The 21204-nt window shown below is 72.2% G+C and carries 19 protein-coding genes, 1 pseudogene and 1 riboswitch; of the genes and pseudogenes, 13 read left to right on the top strand and 7 right to left on the bottom strand.

Features of this window, described 5'->3' with window-relative positions; translation table 11 throughout:
• The first annotated feature begins 1 nt into the window (after window position 1).
• From ABZZ38_RS19930 to ABZZ38_RS19915, 4 genes are all read left to right on the top strand, one after another.
• Window positions 2-754 (top strand): MerR family transcriptional regulator, encoded by a 753-nt coding sequence (locus ABZZ38_RS19930; RefSeq protein ID WP_356741512.1) that lies wholly within the window; start codon window positions 2-4, stop codon window positions 752-754.
• Window positions 755-818: 64 nt separating this feature from the next.
• Window positions 819-1292 carry a bifunctional nuclease family protein gene (locus ABZZ38_RS19925; protein WP_005475662.1) on the top strand — a complete coding sequence of 158 codons (474 nt, stop codon included), beginning with the start codon at window positions 819-821 and terminating at the stop codon, window positions 1290-1292.
• 220 nt (window positions 1293-1512) lie between these two features.
• Window positions 1513-2124: a MerR family transcriptional regulator gene (locus ABZZ38_RS19920; protein ID WP_356741506.1), complete on the top strand. Its 612-nt coding sequence runs from the start codon at window positions 1513-1515 to the stop codon at window positions 2122-2124.
• 89 nt (window positions 2125-2213) lie between these two features.
• The gene (locus ABZZ38_RS19915) at window positions 2214-3806 is read left to right on the top strand and encodes a DNA polymerase IV (protein WP_356741503.1); all 1593 of its coding nucleotides are present in this window, start codon (window positions 2214-2216) and stop codon (window positions 3804-3806) included.
• On the opposite strand, the gene ABZZ38_RS19910 is transcribed toward ABZZ38_RS19915, so the two are convergent.
• A complete protein-coding gene (locus ABZZ38_RS19910) occupies window positions 3794-4159 on the bottom strand; it encodes a PRC-barrel domain-containing protein (protein ID WP_356741500.1) in 366 nt (121 codons plus the stop codon). The genes ABZZ38_RS19915 and ABZZ38_RS19910 overlap by 13 nt on opposite strands.
• Window positions 4160-4272: 113 nt before the next feature.
• Window positions 4273-4372, top strand: a riboswitch (glycine riboswitch).
• A 179-nt stretch (window positions 4373-4551) separates the two neighbouring features.
• Between ABZZ38_RS19910 and gcvP the strand changes: the two genes are divergently transcribed.
• Entirely contained in the window at window positions 4552-7437 is a 2886-nt protein-coding gene (gene gcvP / locus ABZZ38_RS19905) for an aminomethyl-transferring glycine dehydrogenase (protein ID WP_356741498.1), read from the top strand.
• Window positions 7438-7515: 78 nt separating this feature from the next.
• Here the strand turns inward: gcvP and ABZZ38_RS19900 are convergent, their stop codons facing one another.
• Window positions 7516-7722, bottom strand: coding sequence for a DUF5999 family protein (locus ABZZ38_RS19900; RefSeq protein WP_356741496.1), 207 nt, complete (start codon window positions 7720-7722; stop codon window positions 7516-7518).
• 252 nt (window positions 7723-7974) lie between these two features.
• Window positions 7975-8568: a hypothetical protein gene (locus ABZZ38_RS19895; RefSeq protein WP_356741494.1), complete on the bottom strand. Its 594-nt coding sequence runs from the start codon at window positions 8566-8568 to the stop codon at window positions 7975-7977.
• Window positions 8569-9060: 492 nt separating this feature from the next.
• Here ABZZ38_RS19895 and ABZZ38_RS19890 point away from each other — a divergent pair, with 492 nt between their 5' ends.
• On the top strand, window positions 9061-10584 hold the full coding sequence (locus ABZZ38_RS19890; RefSeq protein ID WP_356741492.1) for a glutamate--cysteine ligase: 1524 nt from the start codon (window positions 9061-9063) through the stop codon (window positions 10582-10584).
• A gap of 256 nt (window positions 10585-10840) precedes the next feature.
• Complete coding sequence (locus tag ABZZ38_RS19885; RefSeq protein WP_356741490.1) at window positions 10841-11611, top strand: type II CAAX endopeptidase family protein; 771 nt, start codon at window positions 10841-10843, stop codon at window positions 11609-11611.
• Window positions 11612-11676: 65 nt separating this feature from the next.
• Here ABZZ38_RS19885 and ABZZ38_RS19880 read toward each other — a convergent pair whose 3' ends face one another.
• Both ABZZ38_RS19880 and ABZZ38_RS19875 read right to left on the bottom strand, forming a co-directional pair.
• Entirely contained in the window at window positions 11677-12486 is an 810-nt protein-coding gene (locus ABZZ38_RS19880; RefSeq protein WP_356741488.1) for a PhzF family phenazine biosynthesis protein, read from the bottom strand.
• Between the two features lie 439 nt (window positions 12487-12925).
• Window positions 12926-13408 (bottom strand): DinB family protein, encoded by a 483-nt coding sequence (locus ABZZ38_RS19875; protein WP_356741483.1) that lies wholly within the window; start codon window positions 13406-13408, stop codon window positions 12926-12928.
• A gap of 421 nt (window positions 13409-13829) precedes the next feature.
• Here ABZZ38_RS19875 and ABZZ38_RS19870 point away from each other — a divergent pair.
• From ABZZ38_RS19870 to ABZZ38_RS19850, 5 genes and pseudogenes are all read left to right on the top strand, one after another.
• Window positions 13830-14540 (top strand): annotated as a pseudogene (locus ABZZ38_RS19870) (TnsA-like heteromeric transposase endonuclease subunit); the annotation flags it as partial.
• 240 nt (window positions 14541-14780) lie between these two features.
• Entirely contained in the window at window positions 14781-15428 is a 648-nt protein-coding gene (locus ABZZ38_RS19865) for a PadR family transcriptional regulator (protein ID WP_356741481.1), read from the top strand.
• Between the two features lie 562 nt (window positions 15429-15990).
• Window positions 15991-16122 carry a hypothetical protein gene (locus tag ABZZ38_RS19860; protein ID WP_356741478.1) on the top strand — a complete coding sequence of 44 codons (132 nt, stop codon included), beginning with the start codon at window positions 15991-15993 and terminating at the stop codon, window positions 16120-16122.
• A 41-nt stretch (window positions 16123-16163) separates the two neighbouring features.
• Window positions 16164-17150 carry an EamA family transporter gene (locus tag ABZZ38_RS19855; protein ID WP_356741476.1) on the top strand — a complete coding sequence of 329 codons (987 nt, stop codon included), beginning with the start codon at window positions 16164-16166 and terminating at the stop codon, window positions 17148-17150.
• A 265-nt stretch (window positions 17151-17415) separates the two neighbouring features.
• On the top strand, window positions 17416-18387 hold the full coding sequence (locus ABZZ38_RS19850) for an EamA family transporter (protein WP_356741474.1): 972 nt from the start codon (window positions 17416-17418) through the stop codon (window positions 18385-18387).
• 103 nt (window positions 18388-18490) lie between these two features.
• On the opposite strand, the gene ABZZ38_RS19845 is transcribed toward ABZZ38_RS19850, so the two are convergent.
• Window positions 18491-19132 carry an FMN-binding negative transcriptional regulator gene (locus ABZZ38_RS19845; protein WP_356741472.1) on the bottom strand — a complete coding sequence of 214 codons (642 nt, stop codon included), beginning with the start codon at window positions 19130-19132 and terminating at the stop codon, window positions 18491-18493.
• Window positions 19133-19139: 7 nt separating this feature from the next.
• On the bottom strand, window positions 19140-19829 hold the full coding sequence (locus ABZZ38_RS19840) for a pyridoxamine 5'-phosphate oxidase family protein (protein WP_356741468.1): 690 nt from the start codon (window positions 19827-19829) through the stop codon (window positions 19140-19142).
• Between the two features lie 35 nt (window positions 19830-19864).
• On the opposite strand from ABZZ38_RS19840, the gene ABZZ38_RS19835 reads away from it, so the two are divergent.
• Entirely contained in the window at window positions 19865-21196 is a 1332-nt protein-coding gene (locus tag ABZZ38_RS19835) for an aminotransferase class I/II-fold pyridoxal phosphate-dependent enzyme (RefSeq protein WP_356741464.1), read from the top strand.
• Window positions 21197-21204: the final 8 nt, after the last annotated feature.

The raw sequence follows: 21204 nt of genomic DNA, 5'->3' as shown, positions 1-21204 counted from the left end.
CATGCCACGACCACCGACGGGCGGTGCCGGACACGGCACCGCCGGGGCGGGTGATCAGCTGGTGAGCATCGGGACGGTGCTCACCCAGCTGCGTGAAGAGTTTCCCGAAGTGACCATCTCCAAGATCCGGTTCCTGGAGGCGGAGGGGCTCGTCGAGCCGCAGCGGACCGCGTCCGGGTACCGGAAGTTCAGTTCGGCGGACGTGGAGCGGCTCGCGCAGATCCTGCGGATGCAGCGGGATCACTACCTGCCGCTCAAGGTGATCCGTGAGCACCTGGACGCGTTGGCCCGCGGTGAGCGGGTACGGCTGCCCGCGCCCGCCTCCGGCACGCAGCGGGAGCTGACGGCCGGCAGCCCCTTCGAACCGGACCAGGACGCGCCCACCGCGGCCCGGGTGGGCAGGTCGGAGCTCCTGGCGGCCGCCGGGGTCGGCGAGGACGAGCTGGCCGAGTGGGAGTCCTACGGGCTGATCACACCGGTCGCGGACGGCGCGTACGACGCCGAGGCGGTGACCGTCGCGAAGCTGGTCGCGGATCTGGGCAGATTCGGTCTGGAACCCCGGCACCTGAGGACCGTGAAAGCCGCCGCCGAACGCGAGGCCGGGCTCGTCGAGCAGGTGGTCGCGCCGCTGCGCCGGCACCGGAATCCGCAGACCAGAGCCCATGCGGAGGCCACGATGAAGGAGCTGGCGGCCCTGTCCGTGCGGCTGCACGCGGCGCTGGTGCAGACGGCCCTCGGTGTCCGGTTGCACTGAACTCGGAGGGGTCCGGGAGGGCCCCGACTACCCAAACCGGTCCGGCACGTCCTAGGGTTGCAATGTGAACGAGCTCGATGTTGTCGGTGTCCGGGTGGAAATGCCGTCCAACCAGCCGATCGTGCTCCTGCGTGAAGTGGGAGGCGACCGCTACCTCCCCATCTGGATCGGTCCGGGAGAGGCGACGGCGATCGCCTTCGCCCAGCAGGGCATGGCCCCTGCCAGGCCGCTCACCCACGACCTCTTCAAGGACGTGCTGGAGGCCGTGGGGCAGGAGCTGACCGAGGTCCGGATCACGGACCTGCGGGAAGGGGTCTTCTACGCGGAGCTGGTCTTCGCCAGCGGAGTCGAGGTGAGCGCGCGGCCGTCCGACGCCATAGCGCTCGCCCTGCGGACCGGGACGCCGATCTTCGGCAGTGACGGGGTGCTGGACGACGCCGGCATCGCCATCCCGGACGAGCAGGAGGACGAGGTGGAGAAGTTCCGCGAGTTCCTCGACCAGATCTCGCCCGAGGACTTCGGCACCAACAGCCAGTGAGCAGGCGCCCGTCGACCGGCTGAGCGGCGGTCGACGGGCCTTGCGCTGACGTCCGCGCGAGGGTTCATCGGCGCATTCGATAAGCCGTTCCCGAATCCGGGTCACGGCAAACCACTCTCAGGGTGATTATCACTCGGCGTGCCGAGTGTGGCGATCGTTGACGCACCCCGGGCGACTGCCTACCGTCGAGATGGCAGGTCAAGGACGGAGGGTCGGCGTGATGAACAGCGGCGACGGTGCGACTGGGGGTACCCCCGGACGAAGTCTGGGGCAGAGCGGGCCGTATCCGCTTCACGAGAGTGCGACCGTTCAGGGAGAGGTGGCCGACCCGACGACCGACACCGTCGGCTACCGGGGTCCGACCGCGTGCGCGGCGGCCGGCATCACCTATCGACAGCTCGACTACTGGGCCCGTACGGGGCTGGTCGAGCCGAGCGTCCGCCCGGCGTACGGGTCGGGGACGCAGCGCCTCTACAGCTTCCGGGACGTGGTCGTCCTCAAGATCGTGAAGCGGTTCCTGGACACCGGGGTCGCGCTGCAGAACATCCGCACCGCCGTCCAGCACCTGCGGGCCCGCGGCTTTCAGGATCTGGAGCGCATGACGCTGATGAGCGACGGCGCCACCGTCTACGAATGCTCGTCGCCCGATGAGGTCGTCGACCTCCTGCAGGGCGGTCAGGGCGTCTTCGGAATCGCCGTGGGCGTGGTGTGGCGCGATGTCGAGGCGGCGCTGTCGCAGCTGCACGGGGAGCGCGTCGACACCGGCGAGACGCTGATCGGGCACAACCCCTCGGACGAGCTGGCACGGCGCAGGCGCGACAGGGCCGTCTGACGGGTGCCACGGAGACATCCCCGCGAGACATCCCCGTCGTCGCACGGGTGTGCGGGCGATTGTCAGTGGCGTAGGGCAGCATCGGTGTTGTGAGAGCCGCGCCGACGATTCTGCATCTGGACATGGATGCCTTCTTCGCCGCCGCCGAGCAGGCGGCGAAGCCGAGCCTGCGCGGAAAGCCCGTGGTGGTCGGCGGTCTGGGGCCGCGCGGGGTCGTCGCCACCGCCTCGTACGAGGCCAGGCGCTTCGGGGTCCACTCGGCGATGCCGATGGCGCAGGCGCGGCGTCTCGCGCCGAACGCCGCGTATCTGGTGCCGCGCTTCTCCCTCTACCGGGCCGTCAGCGAGCAGGTCATGGAGCTGCTGGGGCGGCTGTCGCCCCTGGTGGAGCCGCTCAGCCTCGACGAGGCCTTCGTGGACCTGGAGGCCGGGGGCACGGCCCATGACGCGGCCACCGCTCGGGAGACCGGTGAGCGGCTGCGCGGGGACATCCTGGCGGTCACCGGGCTGACCGGTTCGGTGGGGCTGGCGGGCTCCAAGATGCTGGCGAAGATCGCGTCCGAGCAGGCCAAGCCCGACGGGCTCGTACTCATCGAGCCCGGCACCGAGCGGGAGCTGCTCGGACCGATGTCGGTGCGGACGCTGCCGGGCGTCGGCCCGGCCACCGGCGAGCACCTGCGGCGGGCCGGGATGACGACGGTGGCGGACCTCGCGGAGGCGGGCGAGGACGAGCTCGTACGGCTGCTGGGCAAGGCGCACGGGATATCGCTGTACAGAATGGCGCTGGGGCACGACGACCGTCCCGTGGTGGCGGAGCGGGACGCCAAGTCCGTCTCGGTGGAGGACACCTTCGACGTGGACCTGCACGACCGTGTACGCGTGCGCCTGGAGGTGGAGCGCCTGGCGGACCGGTGCGTGCGGAGGCTGCGGAGCGCCGGGCGGTCGGGCCGCACGGTGGTGCTGAAGGTGCGGCGCTTCGACTTCTCGACGCTGACCCGGTCCGAGACCCTGCGCGGGCCGACGGACGACCCGGTGGTGGTCCGGGAGGCCGCGGCCCGGCTGCTGGAGGCGGTCGACACCACGGGCGGCGTACGGCTGCTGGGCGTCGGTGTGACGGGGCTGGCGGACTACACGCAGGAGGACCTGTTCGCCCAGGCCGCGGCCTCCGGACGGGACGCGGCGGGCCGGGACCGGGCGGAGGGCGCCCTGTCGGCGGGGCCGGAGCCGTCGGGGTCGGGGGAGTCGGGCGCCGTACCCGCTCCGGAGGGCGTCGGCGGGCCGCGGGCGCCGGCGGGTGGACGGGGGGAGGAGGGTGCTGTCCCGGGAGGGCGCGGGGCCGGGGGGACGGGACCGGCGGTGGGCGGCGCGGCCTCGGTCGACGCGTCGTCCGGGCCGGTCGGCCCGGACGGCACCGGGCGGGTGGGCGTTTCCGGGGAGGACGCCGGGGAGCCGCGGCGCTGGCTCGCCGGGCAGGACGTGCGTCACCGGGAGTACGGGCCGGGGTGGGTGCAGGGCAGCGGGGTGGGGCGGGTGACCGTGCGGTTCGAGGAGCCGGGTTCGACGGCGCCGGGGCGGGTGCGGACCTTCCGTACGGAGGACCCGGATCTGGAGCCGTCGGATCCGCTGCCGCTGGTGCCGGGCGCCGGACCGGTGCCGGCGGTGGCCGGCGGTCAGTCGTCCTGACCGGCGATCCTGCCGAAGTCGCGGTCGGCGGCCGGAGGGGCGGGGAGGTCCAGGTCGTAGTGGTGGTAGAGCTGCAGCTCCTGCTCGGGGGAGAGATGGCGGCCGACGCCGAAGTCCGGCGCGCCCTTGATCAGGGAGCGTTCGTACGGCACGTGCAGGCCCTCGTCGTCGAGCGTGCTCGGGTCCAGGGGGACGAAGGCGTCCCGGCCGAACAGACCGGTGCGTACGGCGGCCCACTCGGGTACGCCCGTGGCATCGTCCAGGTACACCTCGTCGACGGTGCCGATTTTGTGGCCGTTGCGGTCGAAGGCTTTACGGCCGATCAGGCTCCGCGGATCGATATCGCTCTGCACGATCCCTCCAACTGGTCGCAACTGCGCTACACCACTACGAAAGTGCACATCGGTGACGTCGGCCACTCGAGGGATCGGGCCACGACCTCGCTGGTAGGCTGGCAGACGGCTGTTGACCCCGCGCGGGAGAGTCCTCCGGAGAAACCTTCCGGAGGCGCCGAAGGAGCAAATCCTCCCCGGAATCTCTCAGGCACCCGGTACCGCGCGGATGAGGTCACTCTGGAAAGCAGGGCGGGCGTCGGACGGCATCCGCTCTCACCGACGGTGAAAGCCGGGCTGCCCCGCGGGCGGTCCGGTGAAGCTCTCAGGTTGAGATGACAGAGGGGGAGGCCGTCCGGGCACCCGCGCCATGGTGCCCCTCGCAGGTCGTGACGACCAGGAGGCCTCCGTAGATGACCGCCAACCGTACTCCGCTCACCGAGCTTGAGCAGGGCATCCCCTTCGAGCAGCGGCACATCGGGCCTGACGCCGAGGCCCGTGCCAAGATGCTCGCGCAGGTCGGTTACGGCTCGCTCGACGAGCTGACCGCCGCCGCCGTGCCGGATGTGATCAAGAGTGCCGAGGCGCTCGCACTGCCCGACGCGCGTACCGAGGCGGAGGTCCTCGCGGAGCTGCGCTCGCTCGCCGACCGCAACCAGGTGCTCGCCCCGATGATCGGCCTCGGCTACTACGGCACCTTCACGCCGCCGGTCATCCTGCGCAACGTCATGGAGAACCCGGCCTGGTACACGGCGTACACGCCCTACCAGCCGGAGATCTCGCAGGGCCGCCTGGAGGCGCTGCTCAACTTCCAGACCATGGTCGCCGACCTGACCGGGCTGCCGACCTCGGGCGCCTCGCTGCTCGACGAGGGCACCGCCGCGGCCGAGGCGATGTCGCTGGCCCGCCGCGTCGGCAAGGTCAAGGACGGCGTGTTCCTGGTCGACGCCGACGCCCTGCCCCAGACCATCGCCGTCATCGAGACGCGCGCCGAGCCGACCGGCGTCGAGGTCGTCGTCGCCGACCTGAGCGACGGCATCCCGGCCGAGGTCGCCGAGCGCGGCGTCTTCGGCGTGCTGCTCCAGTACCCGGGCGCCTCCGGTGCGGTGCGGGACATCAAGCCGGTCATCGACCGTGCCCACGAGCTCGGCGCGATCGTCACCGTCGCGGCCGACCTGCTCGCCCTGACCCTCCTCACCTCGCCCGGCGAGCTCGGCGCCGACATCGCCGTGGGCACCACCCAGAGGTTCGGCGTGCCCATGGGCTTCGGCGGCCCGCACGCCGGTTACATGGCCGTGCGCGACACGTTCGCCCGCAGCCTGCCGGGCCGGCTCGTCGGCGTCTCCGTCGACGCGGACGGCAACAAGGCCTACCGCCTGGCGCTGCAGACCCGTGAGCAGCACATCCGCCGCGAGAAGGCCACCAGCAACATCTGCACCGCGCAGGTGCTGCTGGCCGTCATGGCCGGCATGTACGCCGTCTACCACGGCCCCGACGGGCTGAGGCAGATCGCCCGGCGCGTCCACCGGTACGCGGTGATCCTCGCCGAGGGTCTGCGCGCCGGCGGCGTCGAGGTCGTCCACGGCTCCTTCTTCGACACCGTGACCGTCCGGGTGCCGGGCAAGGCGGCCGAGGCCGTCGCCGCCGCCCGCGAGAACGGGGTCAACCTGCGCCTCGTCGACGCCGACCACGTGTCCGTGGCCTGCGACGAGACCACCGGCCGCGCCCAGCTCGCCGCCGTGTGGGACGCCTTCGGCGTGCGCGGCGACATCGAGGCGCTGGACGCCGAGGCGGCGGACGGGCTGCCCGAGGCGCTGCTGCGCACCGACGGCTACCTCACCCACCCGGTCTTCCACTCCCACCGCTCCGAGACCGCGATGCTGCGCTACCTGCGCAAGCTGGCCGACCGCGACTACGCGCTGGACCGCGGCATGATCCCGCTCGGCTCCTGCACCATGAAGCTGAACGCGACCACGGAGATGGAACCGGTCACCTGGCCGGAGTTCGGGCAGATGCATCCCTTCGCGCCGGCGGACCAGGCGCAGGGCTATCTGACGCTGATCCGTGAGCTGGAGGAGCGTCTCGCCGAGGTCACCGGCTACGACAAGGTGTCGATCCAGCCCAACGCCGGCTCGCAGGGTGAGCTGGCCGGTCTGCTCGCCGTCCGCGCGTACCACCGAGCCAACGGCGACACGCGGCGCACGGTCTGCCTCATCCCGTCGTCCGCGCACGGCACCAACGCCGCGAGCGCCGTGATGGCCGGCATGAAGGTCGTGGTCGTCAAGACCGCCGACGACGGTGAGATCGACGTCGAGGACCTGCGCGCCAAGATCGAGCAGTACCGCGACGAACTGTCCGTGCTGATGATCACCTACCCGTCCACCCACGGCGTGTTCGAGGAGCACGTCGCCGACATCTGCGCCCAGGTACACGAGGCGGGCGGCCAGGTGTACGTCGACGGGGCCAACCTCAACGCGCTGGTGGGGCTCGCCAAGCCGGGTGAGTTCGGCGGTGACGTGTCGCACCTGAACCTGCACAAGACGTTCTGCATCCCGCACGGCGGCGGCGGCCCCGGCGTGGGTCCGGTGGGTGTGCGCGCCCACCTCGCCCCGTACCTGCCGAACCACCCGCTCCAGCCGAGCGCCGGACCGGACACGGGCGTCGGCCCGATCTCGGCCGCCCCGTGGGGCTCGGCCGGCATCCTGCCGATCTCGTGGGCCTACGTCCGGCTCATGGGCGGCGAGGGCCTCAAGCGCGCGACGCAGGTCGCCGTGCTGGCCGCCAACTACATCGCCAAGCGACTGGAGCCGCACTACCCCGTGCTCTACACCGGCCCGGCCGGGCTCGTCGCCCACGAGTGCATCGTGGACCTGCGGCCGATCTCCAAGGCGACCGGCGTCAGCGTCGACGACATCGCCAAGCGGCTGATCGACTACGGCTTCCACGCGCCGACCATGTCGTTCCCGGTGGCCGGCACGCTGATGATCGAGCCGACCGAGAGCGAGGACCTCGCCGAGCTCGACCGGTTCTGCGACACGATGATCGCGATCCGCGCCGAGGTCGAGAAGGTCGCGTCGGGCCAGTGGCCCGCCGAGGACAACCCGCTGCGCAACGCCCCGCACACGGCTGCCGCGCTGGGCGGCGAGTGGGCGCACGCGTACAGCCGCGAGGAGGCGGTCTTCCCGGCCGGCGTCTCGGCGGCGGACAAGTACTGGCCGCCGGTGCGCCGGATCGACGGCGCGTTCGGTGACCGCAACCTGGTGTGTTCGTGCCCGCCGCTGGACGAGTACGACAACTGACCGGACGGGAAGGGCCGGTACGGAGTGATTCCGTACCGGCCCTTTCGTCATGCGTGGTGCGGTGGCGACGCGGGTGTCTCAGGCGGCCGTCATGACGTGCGAGGCGCCCAGCGGCCGGTGCGGCGCGATGACCTGGCCGTCCGGCAGCAGTTCACCGGTGTCCTCGAAGAGGAGGACGCCGTTGCACAGCAGGCTCCAGCCCTGCTCCGGGTGGTGTGCCACCAGACGCGCCGCCTCCCGGTCGGCGGAGTCGGCGGTCGGGCAGGCTGGCTGGTGCTGGCACATGGGTGGATTCTTTCGCTGCGATGTGGTGTGTGTCCTGCGGCTCGATGCGGTGTTCATGGCCGCCCCCCGTTGAGTCGGTCGATCCGGTCCCAGTGTTGCCCCACGGGCGTCAATCCGCAGGGATTTCACTGCAGCGCTTCCTACTGCGTAATGACGTATCACCCGTGCGGATGGTTCAGCTCTAACCCTCTGTCTCTTTGGGTGGTTCGGGATGGCCTCAGCGGGCTAGTCCGTACGGGTCACCCGGGGGCGTCACGCGGTTGACTCCAGCAGCGGGGGAGGCGCGAGACGCAGGTTCAGCACCGGCAGCAGGTCGGCCACGCGGTACGGCATGTGCGCGGCGATACCGGGTGGCGCCGGCGCCAGCGGAACCAGGAGGTCGGCCGGGGTGGGGCTGCCCGTGGCCGGGTCGGCCTCCGGGTCGCTGTGCAGCCACAGGGTCAGCATGTAGAGGTCGGGTACGGACAACAGCCGGGGCTGGAACGGGGTCGTCATCGTCTCGGCCTGGCGCAGGGCCCGCTCCGTCGACGCGAGGTAGGGCCCCTCGAAGAAGTGCGAGAACGTCCAGCCGTCGGGGGTGAGCCTGGTGTCCGCGGCGGCGACCGGCCCCTCTCCGCCGCGGATCATGAACCGCCAGCCGACGAGGCGGGTGCGCGGGGTACCGGCGGGCGGGACGGCATGGTCGCGTACGTCCAGCACGTGGACGGGCAGGGGGAGTTCGGGGCTCATCGGTCCCTGGACGGACCGCAGAGCGGGGGTGTGGGCCTCGCGGACGGCGGTGGAGCCGAGGGCCACGAGGACGCTGCGCAGGGCGGGCGCGGGGGCCTGGGAGACATGGAGCGGCATGGTGGGTCGCCTCTCACTCAAGAGACAGGTGATGCGTGGGAGGTGCGAAGGAAGGTGCGGACGGCACTGTCAGCAACGGAGCCAGAGGGGGGCCGATGGGCCATGACCGGGCGCCGGCTCTCTGCCTCGTTCGCGGAGTTTATACGACGCGTGTTCACGTGATGTTTCCGCTAGCTGTCGCCGGTATTGCGAACAAGCCGAGATCGGGACTTTGTTTTGCGGGGTTCGTGTGGATTTCCCGTGAACCCCGGAGCCGTGGCCTGCGGCGCGCGCCGGGACGCGGTCGGCCGAAACTGGCCGTTGTTTATCGAGGGCAGCCGCCCCTGGTAACTGCCCGCTGTCTCTTGCCCCCGGAATGTGCCGGACGGTCTTACTCTCCAGCCTAGCGGGCAGACCATGTCCGTGGGGGCGTTACAGATCAGTCCGGCTGGGCATTATCGTCCGTGACACAGGCGGCCGAAGCCGCGCGCCACCCATGAGGAGGGACGCTCGATGGGGGAGAAGGTCGAGGCAGGCGGGTTCGACCTGTCCGATCGGCAGAGGTACCGCCGAAAGGTGCAGCAGTGCCTGGCGGCCCTCGGGCGACTCCTTGCCGAGAAGAGGTTCGACCGCCCCAGGAATCTGATGGGCCTGGAGATCGAACTCAATCTGGCGGGACCGGACGGCATGCCGCGCATGATGAATGCCGAGGTACTGGAGCGCATTGCGAGCCGTGATTTCCAGACCGAGCTGGGGATGTTCAATCTGGAAGTGAATATCGCGCCGCACCGGCTCGGGGGTCGCGTTTTCGATCAGCTCGCGGAAGAGCTGCGCACCGGACTGGGGTACGCGCATCGCAAGGCGCAGGAGGTCGACGCCGGGATCGTGATGATCGGAATTCTTCCGACTCTCACCGAGGGCGATCTCGTGTCCGGGAATCTCTCGGACGTCGACCGTTACATGCTCCTCAACGACCAGATCGTGGCCGCGCGGGGCGAGGACTTCACGCTCGACATCGACGGGGTGGAGCATCTGACCTGCACCGCCGGCTCGATCGCGCCGGAGGCGGCCTGCACCTCCGTGCAACTGCACCTCCAGGTCACGCCGGCCCGGTTCCCGGACGTGTGGAACGCGGCGCAGGCCGTCGCCGCCGTGCAGATCGCGGTCGGCGCCAACGCCCCGTTCCTGTTCGGACGCGAGCTGTGGCGCGAGTCCCGGCCACCGCTGTTCACGCAGGCCACGGACACCAGGCCGCCCGAGCTCCAGGCCCAGGGCGTACGGCCGCGCACCTGGTTCGGGGAGCGGTGGGTGTCCTCGGCGTACGAGCTGTTCGAGGAGAACGTGCGGTTCTTCCCCGCGTTGCTGCCGATCTGCGACGACGAGGACCCGCTGCGGATCGTCGACGAGGGCGGCGTACCGTCCCTGCGGGAACTCGTCCTGCTCAACGGCACGGTGTACCGCTGGAACCGGCCGGTGTACGGGGTCATGGACGGCCAGCCGCACCTGCGTGTGGAGAACCGGGTGCTGCCGGCCGGGCCGACGGTCGACGACGTGCTGGCGAACGCCGCCTTCTACTACGGACTCGTGCGCGCCCTGGCGGAGGAGTCCAAGCCGGTGTGGAAGCGGCTGCCGTTCGCGGACGCCGCCACCAACTTCGACGTCGCCTGCCGCCACGGCATCGACGCCGAGCTGCGCTGGCCGCGGCCGGGGCGGGGCGGCGGCGTCACCACGGTGCCGGCGGTGAAGCTGGTACGGGACGAACTGTTGCCGCTGGCCGCCGCCGGGCTCGACGCGTGGGGCGTCGAGCGTGCCGACCGCGACCGGTACCTCGGGATCATCGAGGAGCGGTGCCGGCGGCGCGTGAACGGCGCGTCGTGGCAGGTCGAAACGTTCCACCGGGCCCTGGAGGCGGGTCTCGGCCGCGAGGCGGCGCTCGCCGCCACCACGCGCCGCTACTGCGAGCTGGCGAGCCACGGGGATCCGGTGCACACCTGGCCGGTGGGTTTCCCGGCACCGGAGGACCGGCGCCCGGCGTGAGGCCGTCACACCGCGGCAGGGACCTGCCGCGTCCGCCTGTGTCCGTCCGCCGTCTGCGCCGTGTCCGCTGTGTCCGCTGTGAACCCTGTGCCGGGGCGGTGCCTCCGCGTCGTCACGGACCCGCCCGGCTGCTTCCGCCGGGCAGTCGTGGGGCAAGCTGTGACGTCCCGCAGGTCCGCGTCACCGAAGTGACGCGGCGGCGGGGGCGGAACGGATTCCTGAAGCGGAGGCAGCTGTGCAGGCACAGGCGGGGCGCGTGGCCGATTCTCTTCCCGAGGGGGGCTCCCCCCGCAAGGTCCTCCGGTCCGAGCTGCTGGTCGTCCTGGCACTCTCGCTCGGGGCGAGCGGGGTCGCCTCACTGATCAGCTTCATCGGCGCGCTGACGAAACCCGGCGGGCTGAAGGACCAGGCGGCCCACCTCAACACCTCGGCGGCACCGGGCCGGCCGTGGCTGGACCTGGCCTGGCAGCTGTTCGGGATCGCGGCGGCGCTGGTGCCGGTCGTGCTGGTGGCGCATCTGCTGCTCAGGGAGGGGGCGGGGTTGCGGGCGATCGGCTTCGACCGCCGCAGGCCGTGGAGCGACCTGGGACGCGGGGCGCTGGTCGCGGCCGGCATCGGGAGCGCCGGGCTCGCCTTCTACGTGGTGGCGCGGGCGGCCGGGTTCAATCTGACGGTGGTGCCCGAGTCGTTGCCGGCGGTGTGGTGGAAGTACCCGGTGCTGATCCTGTCGGCGGTGCAGAACTCCGTACTGGAGGAGGTCATCGTCGTCGGGTACCTGCTGCGCAGGCTGGGGCAGCTGGGGTGGACGCCGATGGCGGCGCTGGTGGCGAGTTCGGTGCTGCGCGGTTCGTACCACCTGTATCAGGGCGTCGGCGGCTTCATCGGCAACATGGTGATGGGCGCGGTGTTCGTGCTGCTGTACCGGCGGTGGGAGCGGGTGGGGCCGCTGGTGGCGGCGCACGCGTTCCTCGACATCGTGGCGTTCGTCGGGTACGCGCTGCTGAAGCCCCACGTGGGCTGGTTGTGAGCTGACGGCGGAGGAACGACAAAAGGGGCGTACGGCGTCTGCTGTACGCCCCTTCCGCGCGTGTCCTAGGCGAGCAGGTCGCCCTCGATGACGGTGACCGCGCCGCCGGTCAGCAGCGTGCGCTCGCCCCGCAGGGCGGTACGGATGAGGCCCGTGCGGCGGCCCCCCTGGAGGCCGGTCAGCTCGTCCCGCCCGGTGCGCGCCGACCAGAACGGTGCGAGCGCGGTGTGCGCGCTGCCGGTCACCGGGTCCTCGTCGATGCCGAGCGCCGGGAAGAAGCAGCGGGAGACGAAGTCGTAGCCGCGCCCCGGCTCCTCGGCCGCGGCCGTGGTGATGACGCCCCGGTTCGACATGGTCGCCAGGGCCGCGAAGTCGGGTGCCAGGGACCGTACGGCGTGCTCGTCCGCCAGTTCCACCAGCAGGTCGCCGATGTGGGCGGCGGTGTCGTGCACGGAGACGACCTCCGTGCCGAGCGCCTTCGCGAGCCCGTCGGGCGCCGGCACCGGCGTGAGCGTGGAGGTGGGGAAGTCCATCGTGATCGAGCCGTCCTCCGTGGCGGTCGCGGAGAGGATGCCGCACCGCGCCGCGAAGCGCACCGTGCCGGTCGCGCGCCCGGTGGTGTGCAGGACGTGGGCGGTGGCCAGAGTGGCGTGGCCGCACATGTCGACCTCGGCGACCGGGGTGAACCAGCGCAGGGCCCAGTCCGCCTCGCCGCCGGGTGGGAGAGGGTGGGCGAAGGCCGTTTCCGAGAGGTTGACCTCGGCGGCGACCTTCTGGAGCCAGGGGTCGTCAGGGAAGGCGTCGAGCAGGAGGACGCCCGCCGGGTTGCCGGAGAAGGGACGGTCGGTGAAGGCGTCGACGATTCGGATCCGCATGCACACGACCGTAACGGTGACGCGAAGCGGCAGGCCAAGGCCAATGCCGGGTTGCCGGCCCCTGACCCGCCGCAGCGAAGGTTAAGCGATTCTCATCGAAGGTTGAGGGACTGCTCCTGGGCATCACCGTTCGCGGACTGCTGACGGAGCCGCGCCTTCTTGCGCAGGTAGTGGAGCCTGTTGCGGCAGGTGGGTGAGCACGACACGCGGATGTGGTTCGTGCGGCCCGGTCCCAGGGGGCCGCCGCATGCCGCGCAGGTCGTCGGTTGGTTCCAGGGCAGGTCGCCTGTCGGTGGCCAGTTCGGAGTCCCACTGGCGGCCATTTGGTGGGGAGGTAAGTGGCCGTGGTTTGTTCACGGTGTGTAGTCGCGGTGATGGTATGCCCGCGTGTGTCTCGGTGTCGATCGGGCCTTTGCGCCGTCAGGTCCGGTCTCAGAACTCAGTCGGCGGCAAGTAGCTGCTCGCGCAGGATGTCGGCGTGCCCGCAGTGGTGGGCCAGCTCGCGCAGGACTTGCAAGTACACCCAGCGCAGCGTGCGCGGCCCGGCACGGTGGCCGGTCACGACGGTGTCCAGCGGCAGGTCGGCGACCACCGCCCGGGCTGTCGCGCAGGCCTCCCGGTGGGCCGCCGTGACGGAGGCGACGGTGTCGTCGTCGGCGAGCCGGAAGGACTCGTCCGGGCTCTGAACCAAGCCGAGCTCCCGACGGGATGTGCCGCCGACGCACTCCTCGAACCACACCCGCTGCATCCACGTGACGTGCTTGAGCAGCCCGAGCAACGTTGTCGCCGACGAGACGAGTCGGCGGCGGGCCTGCTCCTCGGTGAGGCCGTCGAGGGTTACCTCGAGGGCGCTCCGATACTCCTGGACGAACGCGTCGAGCTGGGTGCGTTCGTCATCCAACGGCACATCGAACGAGCCCATCAGAGTCTCCCATCACGGGCGCTGAGCACGGGATCGCCGTACGCGCGTAACCGGTTCCCCCGTCGTCTCCCCAGACAGCCAGCCCTAAACGATCATCAACCTTCGGTGAGAAAACCTAGCGGTCACCAACCTTCGATGACAACGCTCAACCTTCCTTGCTGACCTGTTTCAGCGAAGGTTTCGCGAATCTCAGCGAAGCTGAACGGATGGCCGTTAGTGTCACCGAAGGTTGAGTACTCGCTCAGCCTTCGGGCTGGGGGTGCGGTGGAAGCCCTGTCGCGCGCGTACGGCGATGAGGCGTTAACGGCGTTGAGCTGGACTTTCTCAGCGACGGAGAACGTCGCCGGCTCCGCCGGGAGCGAGTTGGCAGGTTTCGTTCGAGACAGTTGAGCCCGTCCGGCCGTTCCGCTGGGACAAGGGCACGCCGGGCTTCGCCGGCTGGTACTACTCGGCGACCATGCGCGATCACGTGGGCTATGAGTCGTGGCTGGAGCGGGACCGGTTGATCCTGCTCGACGGAGATCCGCAGGTGAGGGCGATCTCGTCGCAGCCTTTCTGGCTGCACTGGCACGACGGCAGGCGACAGCGCCGCCACGCTCCCGATTACTTCGTTCGACTGGCCGCGGGGCAAGCTCAGGTCGTGGACGTCCGCGCTGAGAAGGACATGGATCAGCGGACGCGGGAGGCGTTCGCGGCGACCGAGCGGGCCTGCGCGGCGGCGGGCTGGCAGTTTGAGTGGGTCGGCCGTCCGGATCCGGTACTCATGGCCAACGTCCGGTGGCTGGCGCGGTGTCGCCGGGCACGCTCTGGCCGGCCGGTGGCGGTGGCCGAGCGTCTGCTGGAGGTGTTTGGCGAGCCGAAGGGTTTATGGGAGGGAGCTGAGCTGGGTCCAGTACGGGCAACGTCGCCAGGTGTGTTCGCCTGCCTGCCGGAAGATGGCTATGCGGCACGTCAGGCGGCCCAAGAGCCACTGCCGACTCGCCGGGCCACCGCTCGGCCCCACACTCCGGGCATCTGCGCGGCTTGCAGGCGTCCGGTGTCTGAGGAGTCAGTCAAGGACGGGCGTCTGACCTGCTCACACGGCTGCCGCCAGAAGGCATACCGCCAGCGCAAGGCCATGCCGCCCGAGTAGCGGATCACCCCGCACCGGCCAATCTTCACTGGCACAGTCGGTGCAGATTCGCTGAGACAAACCGCTGAAGCATGAACCTTCGCTGAGACGAAGCTGGATCAGTGCAGCTTCGGTGAGATCGGATCAATCTTCGCTGAGACAGGTCAGCCCCGAACGAGTGTCGGAAACGATTGCCCGATGACATCTTCCGATATATCGTTGAGCCATCGGGATAGCTCAAAGATCGAGGGAGTGTAAACGATGCGTTCACACGGACACGGTCACGGACATGAGCACGGACCCGGACAGGGGCACGGGAACTGCGGGCCCGGCCCTCGTGGCTGGGGCGACCGGCTCGGCGACTTCGAGGGGCTGCGCGCCGCCTTCGGCCCGTTCGGGCCGGGCTTCGGCGGCGGGCCGTTCCGCGGAGGGCCCTTCGGGGGCGGCGGACGCGGAGGCGGCCGGGGCAGGGCGCGGCGCGGCGATGTGCGCGCCTCGATCCTCACCCTGCTGAAGGACCGGCCGATGCACGGCTACGAAATGATCCAGGAGATCGCCGAGCGCAGCGGCGGGGCCTGGCGGCCCAGCCCCGGCTCGGTGTACCCGACCCTCCAGCTGCTGGAGGACGAGGGGCTCATCGCGAGTGAGAGCGAGGGCGGCAAGAGGCTGTTCACGCTCACCGACGCGGGACGCGCGGAGGCCGAAGCGGGGCCGGAGGCCCCGTGGGAGGAGGCCGGGCGGGGCGTCGACTGGGAGGCCATGAACGAGATCCGGCAGGCCGGCTTCGGTCTGCTGGAGGCGTTCGGGCAGGTCTGGAAGACCGGCGACGCGAAGCAGCGGCAGAAGGCCCTCGCCGTCATCAACGAGGCCCGGAAGAAGCTGTATCTGATCCTCGCCGACGAGCACTGACGGTGGGACGAGGCCCCGCGACTCCGGTCGCGGGGCCTTCGTCCGCCGCTGCGCCGTCTGCGGGCGCCGGTGCACGGACCTCTCCTCCGGGAGGAGGGAGAGCGGCCGAGCCCACTTTTCGCGCGATGGACGCATGCTCCTCGGCGCGGACGTTCGCGCCCGGCTCCGCCGGTTGGAGTGGGAAGGGTGCACAGCCCCATCCCGGGACCCGCCGAAGCCGGGCCCACCGCGCAGCCGGCCGGGGTCGTCGCCGGCGCGCTTCGCGGAGCGCTGCGGGGCGGCGACCCGCGGATCGACACCGCCCATCTTCTCCGGCCCTGACTGCCGGATCGGTCTTCGGCGGGCGGCAGGCCGCACGCGTGCTCGGTCACCTGGCCCGGTGCGGCATCGGATGCGGACCGCGGTGGTGGGGCTCCGTCGAGGTCTCCCGGTGCCGCCCCTGACGTGGTGCGCGCGGACGCGCCGGCCGGGTGGTCGCCCGCCGCCGCCACCGCCCCGCGCGCTCTGCGACGGGCTCCGGCGCGGGCAGCCGAGCGCACCGGGGCGGACCGCGGAGGCGAGCGTGAGCGGGTTCGATCTGTCGGCCGCCCTCGTCGCCGATCCGGAGCGCCGGGCCGTCGACGTGCCGACCCGCGCCGGGGTCGACCTCACGGCCGTGACCGCCCGCGTCGACGAGCTGTCTCAACAGGTGTGACCGCCTTTACGCTCCTGACCGGGTCCTGCCATGATGTGCCGATGCACGCGTCTCAGGGGAGAAGCGCCGGCCTGGGACTCGCCCTGGCCTCGGCCTTCGCATTCGGTGGATCGGGCGTCGCGGCCAAGCCGCTGATCGAAGCGGGCCTCGACCCGCTGCACGTGGTGTGGCTCCGGGTGACCGGCGCCGCGCTCGTCATGCTGCCCCTCGCCTGGCGCCACCGCGACCTGCTGCGCCGCAAGCCCGCGCTGCTCGCCGGGTTCGGACTCCTCGCCGTCGCCGGCGTCCAGGCCTGCTACTTCGCCGCGCTGTCCCGCATCCCGGTGGGTGTCGCGCTGCTCATCGAGTACCTCGCCCCGGCGCTCGTGCTCGGGTGGGTGCGCTTCGTCCAGCGCAGGCCCGTCACGCGGGCCGCCGCCCTCGGCGTGATCCTCGCGGTCGGCGGCCTCGCGTGCGTGGTGGAGGTGTGGTCCGGGCTGCGCTTCGACGCGCTCGGGCTGCTGCTGGCCCTCGGCGCCGCCTGCTGCCAGGTCGGCTACTTCGTCCTGTCCGACCAGGGAAGTGACGGGGAGGAGCCCGCCGACCCGCTCGGTGTCATCGCGTACGGCCTGCTCGTCGGCGCCGTCGTGCTCACCGTCGTCGCCCGGCCGTGGGGCATGGACCGGGCGGTGCTGGCCGGCACCGCCGACCTGGGCGGGACCGAGGCGCCGGCGTGGCTGCTGCTCGGCTGGGTGGTGCTGGTCGCCACCGTCATCGCGTACATCGCCGGCGTCATCTCCGTGCGCAAGCTCTCCCCGCAGGTGGCGGGTGTGGTGGCGTGTCTGGAGGCGGTCATCGCGACCGTACTGGCGTGGGTGCTGCTGCGGGAGCACCTGTCGGCGCCGCAGATCGTCGGCGGGGCCGTGGTGCTGGCCGGGGCCTTCATCGCCCAGTCGTCGGCGCCCAAGGCGGCGCCGGACGGGCCGGTGGCGGGGTCCGAGCGGCCGGTGTCCGGTGACGAGGTGGCGGCCGGACGGACCGCCACGTAAGGTGTCGATCATGCATTCGACCGTGCTTCCGCCGCCCGCCGCCTGACGCGGGCGGCACGTCTCCGCCGACGCTTCTCGGCGTCCCGCGCCCTGGCGGCTCCTGCCGCCCCGGCGTTCAAGGGCGTGTCCGGGGACGTCGGCGACGTCTGTGACGAAGACCGGCCCCGGGGTGGTCCCCGGGTGATGTGTCGCTGCCCGCGTGCGGAGTCGAGCGGCCCATCCTTTCCCTGTCTTCACGCGGAGAAGTCACGTGTCGAATTCCTCCATGACTCTGTCTGCCGGGCCCGTCGTGTCCGTCGGGCGGAGTCTTCTGTATCTGATCGTCGCCGGGGTGGCCTGGGGTACCGCGGGCGCGGCTGCCTCGTTGGTCTTCCGGGTCAGTGACCTGGGGCCCCTGGCCCTGTCGTTCTGGCGCTGCGTCGGCGGCCTTGTGCTGCTGCTCGGCGCGGTGGCGGTGCGGCGGGGCCGTCGGCGTACGGCGCCTCGTACCGCGCCCCGTACGGCGCCGGCGGCCGAGTCCCGGCGGCGGCGCGTGGTGCGCGTCGTCGGCACGGGGCTCGGGCTCACCCTGTTCCAGAGCGCCTATTTCGCGGCGGTCGAGGCGACGGGCCTCGCCGTCGCCACCGTCATCACGCTGGGCGCCGGGCCCGTCCTCATCGCGCTCGGCGCGCGACTGACCATGGGTGAACGGCTCGGGGGCGGCGGGATCACCGCGGTCGCCGGTGCGCTCACCGGGCTCGCCGTGCTGGTGCTCGGCGGCGGGACCGGGGAGGTGCGGCCCGCGGGGGTCGCCCTGGCGGTGCTGTCGGCGGGCGGGTACGCGGCGATCACGCTGCTGACGCGGTGGCTCGGGCGGGACGGCCGCGGCGGGGACGCGCTCACCACGACGGTGTGGGCGTTCGCGATCGGCGCGGCCGGGCTGCTGCCGATGGCGGTGGCCGAGGGTCTGGTGCCGGGTACGGCGGAACTCGCCCAGGTACTGGGGCTCCTGGCGTACATCGCCGCGATCCCGACCGCGCTGGCGTACGCGCTGTACTTCGCGGGCGCCGCGGTCGTACGGGCCGCGACCGTGTCGGTGATCATGCTTCTGGAGCCGGTGAGCGCGGCGGTCATCGCCGTGACGGTGCTCGGCGAACGGCTGACGGTCGGCACGGCGGTGGGGACCCTGGTGCTGCTGGCGGCCGTGGGCGGGCTGGCGGTCGGCGAGGCGCGGGGGGCGGCGGTGGGCGCCGTGTGACAGCCTCCCGACGGCTCCTCGGCGCCTCGCGCCTTCGGCCCCACGCCCGCCGGGTGGATGCCCCGCGGGCGTGGGGCGCCCCGTGCCGCCCCGTGGCGCCGGACTACGCGGGGGAGCGGCGCTCGAGGTGGGCGCGGGCCGCGTCGTCGTGAGGGGCCGCGCGGGAGGCGAGGTGGGCCGCGATACGGGCGCGCACCGGCTCGGACTTGTGGCCGGCGTACTTGAACTTCGCGCGCACCTCGATCACGTCGAGGCGCAGCCCGCGCAGCCCCGGCAGGAGCCGGCCGAACGGCGCCTCGCCGGCGGTCGCCGGAGCCGAGCCGCCCTCCGGCTGGAAGTGGGCGACCTGCCGGTTGAGCAGGTCGGCCTTCTCCGCCGGATCGTCCACCACATGGGCGGTGCAGCGCAGTTGCACGGCGGCGTAGAACGACGTGGGCGTGCCGTACTCGGGCGGCTCGTCCTCCGGTGCGGCCCAGGGGCCGGGGATGTACGCGTAGTCGTCGACCACGCTGAGCAGGACGTGCGGGTCCGCCTCGAGCGCCGGCCACAGCGGGTTGGGGCGGGCCAGATGGGTGAGGACGCGACCGTACGGGCCGGGTTCGGGGTCGTACCGGAAGTGCGTCGGCTGGACCCACGGCGGGGAGCCGGGCGGGCCGTTCACCGCCAGCTGCCCGAAGTCGTGGCGCGTCAGCCAGTCGCGCCACTCGGCGTCGTCCCGGGGCGCGTCCCAGGGGTGGATGAGCATCGGGGCCTCACAGGGCGCGGAGGTAGTCGGGCAGGGCGACGGCCGGGTCGAGGTCATCGGCCGGGACCGGGGCTCCGTATCCGGTCCTGAGGGGCACGACGCCGGTCCAGTGGGGGAGGGTGGCGTCCTCGGGCTCGTCGTTCGGGCCGCCCGTGCGGACCTTGGCGGAGACCTCGGTGAGGTCCAGGCGCAGCACGGCGGTCGCGGCGAGCTCCTTGGCGTCGGCCGGGCGGGAGTCGAGCGAGCGGCCGGGGACGACGTGGTCGACGAGCGCGTCGAGCGCGGTGCGCTTCTCCTCCGGGTCGGTGACCTGGTGGGCGGTGCCGTGGACCACGACCGAGCGGTAGTTGATGGAGTGGTGGAAGGCGGAGCGCGCCAGGACCAGGCCGTCGACGTGCGTGACGGTCAGGCAGACGGGCAGGCCCGGGTCGGTCCCGCCCGCCATGCGCAGGGGGCGGGAGCCCGTCGAGCCGTGGATGTAGAGGCGCTCGCCGACCCGGCCGTAGAGGGTCGGCAGCACGACCGGCGCGCCGTCACGGACGAAGCCGAGGTGGCAGACGTACGCCTCGTCGAGTATCGCGTGCACCAGATCGCGGTCGTACGAGGCGCGGTGGCGGGAGCGGGTCGGGACGGTGCGGTCGGTCGGCTCGTACGCCGCGTCATCCACGGTGGTCTCCGGCGTTGCGGTCTCCGGCATTGCGTACTCCATTGCACTAGTGCATAATATCGTTTGTGCTAGGAGAGTATCGGATCGAGGGTCGTCGCGCATCGGAGATCGCCGCGAGCGTGGAGCACGGGGTCGGCGCGGGCGCCCTGGAGCCGGGGCAAGTGCTGCCGCCCATGCGGGAGTTGGCGACCCGGCTGGGTGTCAACCCCAACACCGTGGCCGCCGCGTACCGCACCCTGCGCGAGCGCGGGGTGATCGAGACGGCCGGGCGCAGGGGCAGCCGGGTGCGGCCCCGCCCCGCGACCACCGTGCGCGGGACCATCCGCATCGAGGCGCCGGAAGGCGTGCGCGACATCGGGGAGGGCAACCCCGACCCGGCCCTGTTGCCGCCGCTCGGTGAGGCGCTCGCGGCCGCGGCACGGCACAGCGGGGAGCGCCCGGTGCTCTACGGCCGGTCGCCGGTTGACGAGGACTTCGCCCGGGCCGCCCGCGCCGCGCTGGACGCCGACGGGGTGCCGGGCGGGCCGGTCGCCGTCACCTCCGGCTCGCTGGACGCCATGGAGAGGGTCCTGGCCGCCCACCTGAAACCCGGCGACGCCGTGGCCGTCGAGGACCCCGGGTGGGGCGCCCTCCTCGACCTCGTTCCGGCGCTGGGGCTGCGGCCGGTGCCGGTCGCTCTCGATGACGACGGGCCGCTGCCCGACGCCGTCGAGCGGGCCGTGCGCGAGGGCGCGCGGGCGGTCTGCGTGACCGCACGCGCGCAGAACCCGACGGGCGCTGCGGTGGGAGCGGCGCGGGCGGCGGAGCTCCGGCGCGTCCTGGCCGCCCACCCCGACGTGCTGCTCATCGAGGACGACCACGGGCACGGCTTCGTCGACCTGCCACCGCATCCGCTGGCCGGCGCGACGGACCGCTGGGCGTTCGTCCGCTCGGTCTCCAAGGCGTACGGGCCGGATCTGCGGCTCGCCACGCTCACCGGTGACGCCGTCACCGTCGACCGGGTGCAGGGGCGGCAGCGGCTCGGGCCGGGCTGGGTCAGCGTGCTGCTCCAGCGGGCGGTGCTCCACCTCTGGGAGACCGGCGCGGTGGACACGCGGGCGGTCGCGGCGGCGTACGGGCAGCGGCGCGACGCGCTCGTACGGGCGCTGGCGGAGCGGGGCGTCGCGGCGCGCGGGCGCAGCGGCATGAACGTGTGGGTGCCGGTGGCCGACGAGACCGGCGCGGTGGCCCGGATGCTGCACGCGGGGTGGGCGGTGGCGCCGGGCGCGCGGTTCCGGATGGCGGCGGGACCGGGGATCCGGCTCACCGTCTCCGGGCTGACGGCGGCCGGCATCGGGACGCTGGCCGACGCGGTGGCGGCGGCGGTCGGCCCGATGCCGACGGGCAGTCACGGCTGATGCGCCGC

The sequence above is a fragment of the Streptomyces sp. NPDC006368 genome (genome assembly GCF_040612535.1).
Taxonomy (GTDB): domain Bacteria; phylum Actinomycetota; class Actinomycetes; order Streptomycetales; family Streptomycetaceae; genus Streptomyces.
Note: the sequence above shows the minus strand (reverse complement) of the source record. Positions and strands in the feature narration are given on the sequence as shown.

What these genes read in the sequence shown, in the direction of transcription:
- ABZZ38_RS19895 (WP_356741494.1), bottom strand. Translation starts at nt 8,568, where the DNA reads ATGCCGCTCCATGTCTCCCAGGCCCCCGCGCCCGCCCTGCGCAGCGTC.
- ABZZ38_RS19900 (WP_356741496.1), bottom strand. Translation starts at nt 7,722, where the DNA reads ATGTGCCAGCACCAGCCAGCCTGCCCGACCGCCGACTCCGCCGACCGG.
- ABZZ38_RS19920 (WP_356741506.1), top strand. Translation starts at nt 1,513, where the DNA reads ATGAACAGCGGCGACGGTGCGACTGGGGGTACCCCCGGACGAAGTCTG.
- ABZZ38_RS19840 (WP_356741468.1), bottom strand. Translation starts at nt 19,829, where the DNA reads ATGCCGGAGACCGCAACGCCGGAGACCACCGTGGATGACGCGGCGTAC.
- ABZZ38_RS19890 (WP_356741492.1), top strand. Translation starts at nt 9,061, where the DNA reads ATGGGGGAGAAGGTCGAGGCAGGCGGGTTCGACCTGTCCGATCGGCAG.
- ABZZ38_RS19855 (WP_356741476.1), top strand. Translation starts at nt 16,164, where the DNA reads ATGCACGCGTCTCAGGGGAGAAGCGCCGGCCTGGGACTCGCCCTGGCC.
- ABZZ38_RS19930 (WP_356741512.1), top strand. Translation starts at nt 2, where the DNA reads ATGCCACGACCACCGACGGGCGGTGCCGGACACGGCACCGCCGGGGCG.
- ABZZ38_RS19845 (WP_356741472.1), bottom strand. Translation starts at nt 19,132, where the DNA reads ATGCTCATCCACCCCTGGGACGCGCCCCGGGACGACGCCGAGTGGCGC.
- ABZZ38_RS19850 (WP_356741474.1), top strand. Translation starts at nt 17,416, where the DNA reads ATGACTCTGTCTGCCGGGCCCGTCGTGTCCGTCGGGCGGAGTCTTCTG.
- ABZZ38_RS19880 (WP_356741488.1), bottom strand. Translation starts at nt 12,486, where the DNA reads ATGCGGATCCGAATCGTCGACGCCTTCACCGACCGTCCCTTCTCCGGC.
- gcvP (WP_356741498.1), top strand. Translation starts at nt 4,552, where the DNA reads ATGACCGCCAACCGTACTCCGCTCACCGAGCTTGAGCAGGGCATCCCC.
- ABZZ38_RS19865 (WP_356741481.1), top strand. Translation starts at nt 14,781, where the DNA reads ATGCGTTCACACGGACACGGTCACGGACATGAGCACGGACCCGGACAG.
- ABZZ38_RS19875 (WP_356741483.1), bottom strand. Translation starts at nt 13,408, where the DNA reads ATGGGCTCGTTCGATGTGCCGTTGGATGACGAACGCACCCAGCTCGAC.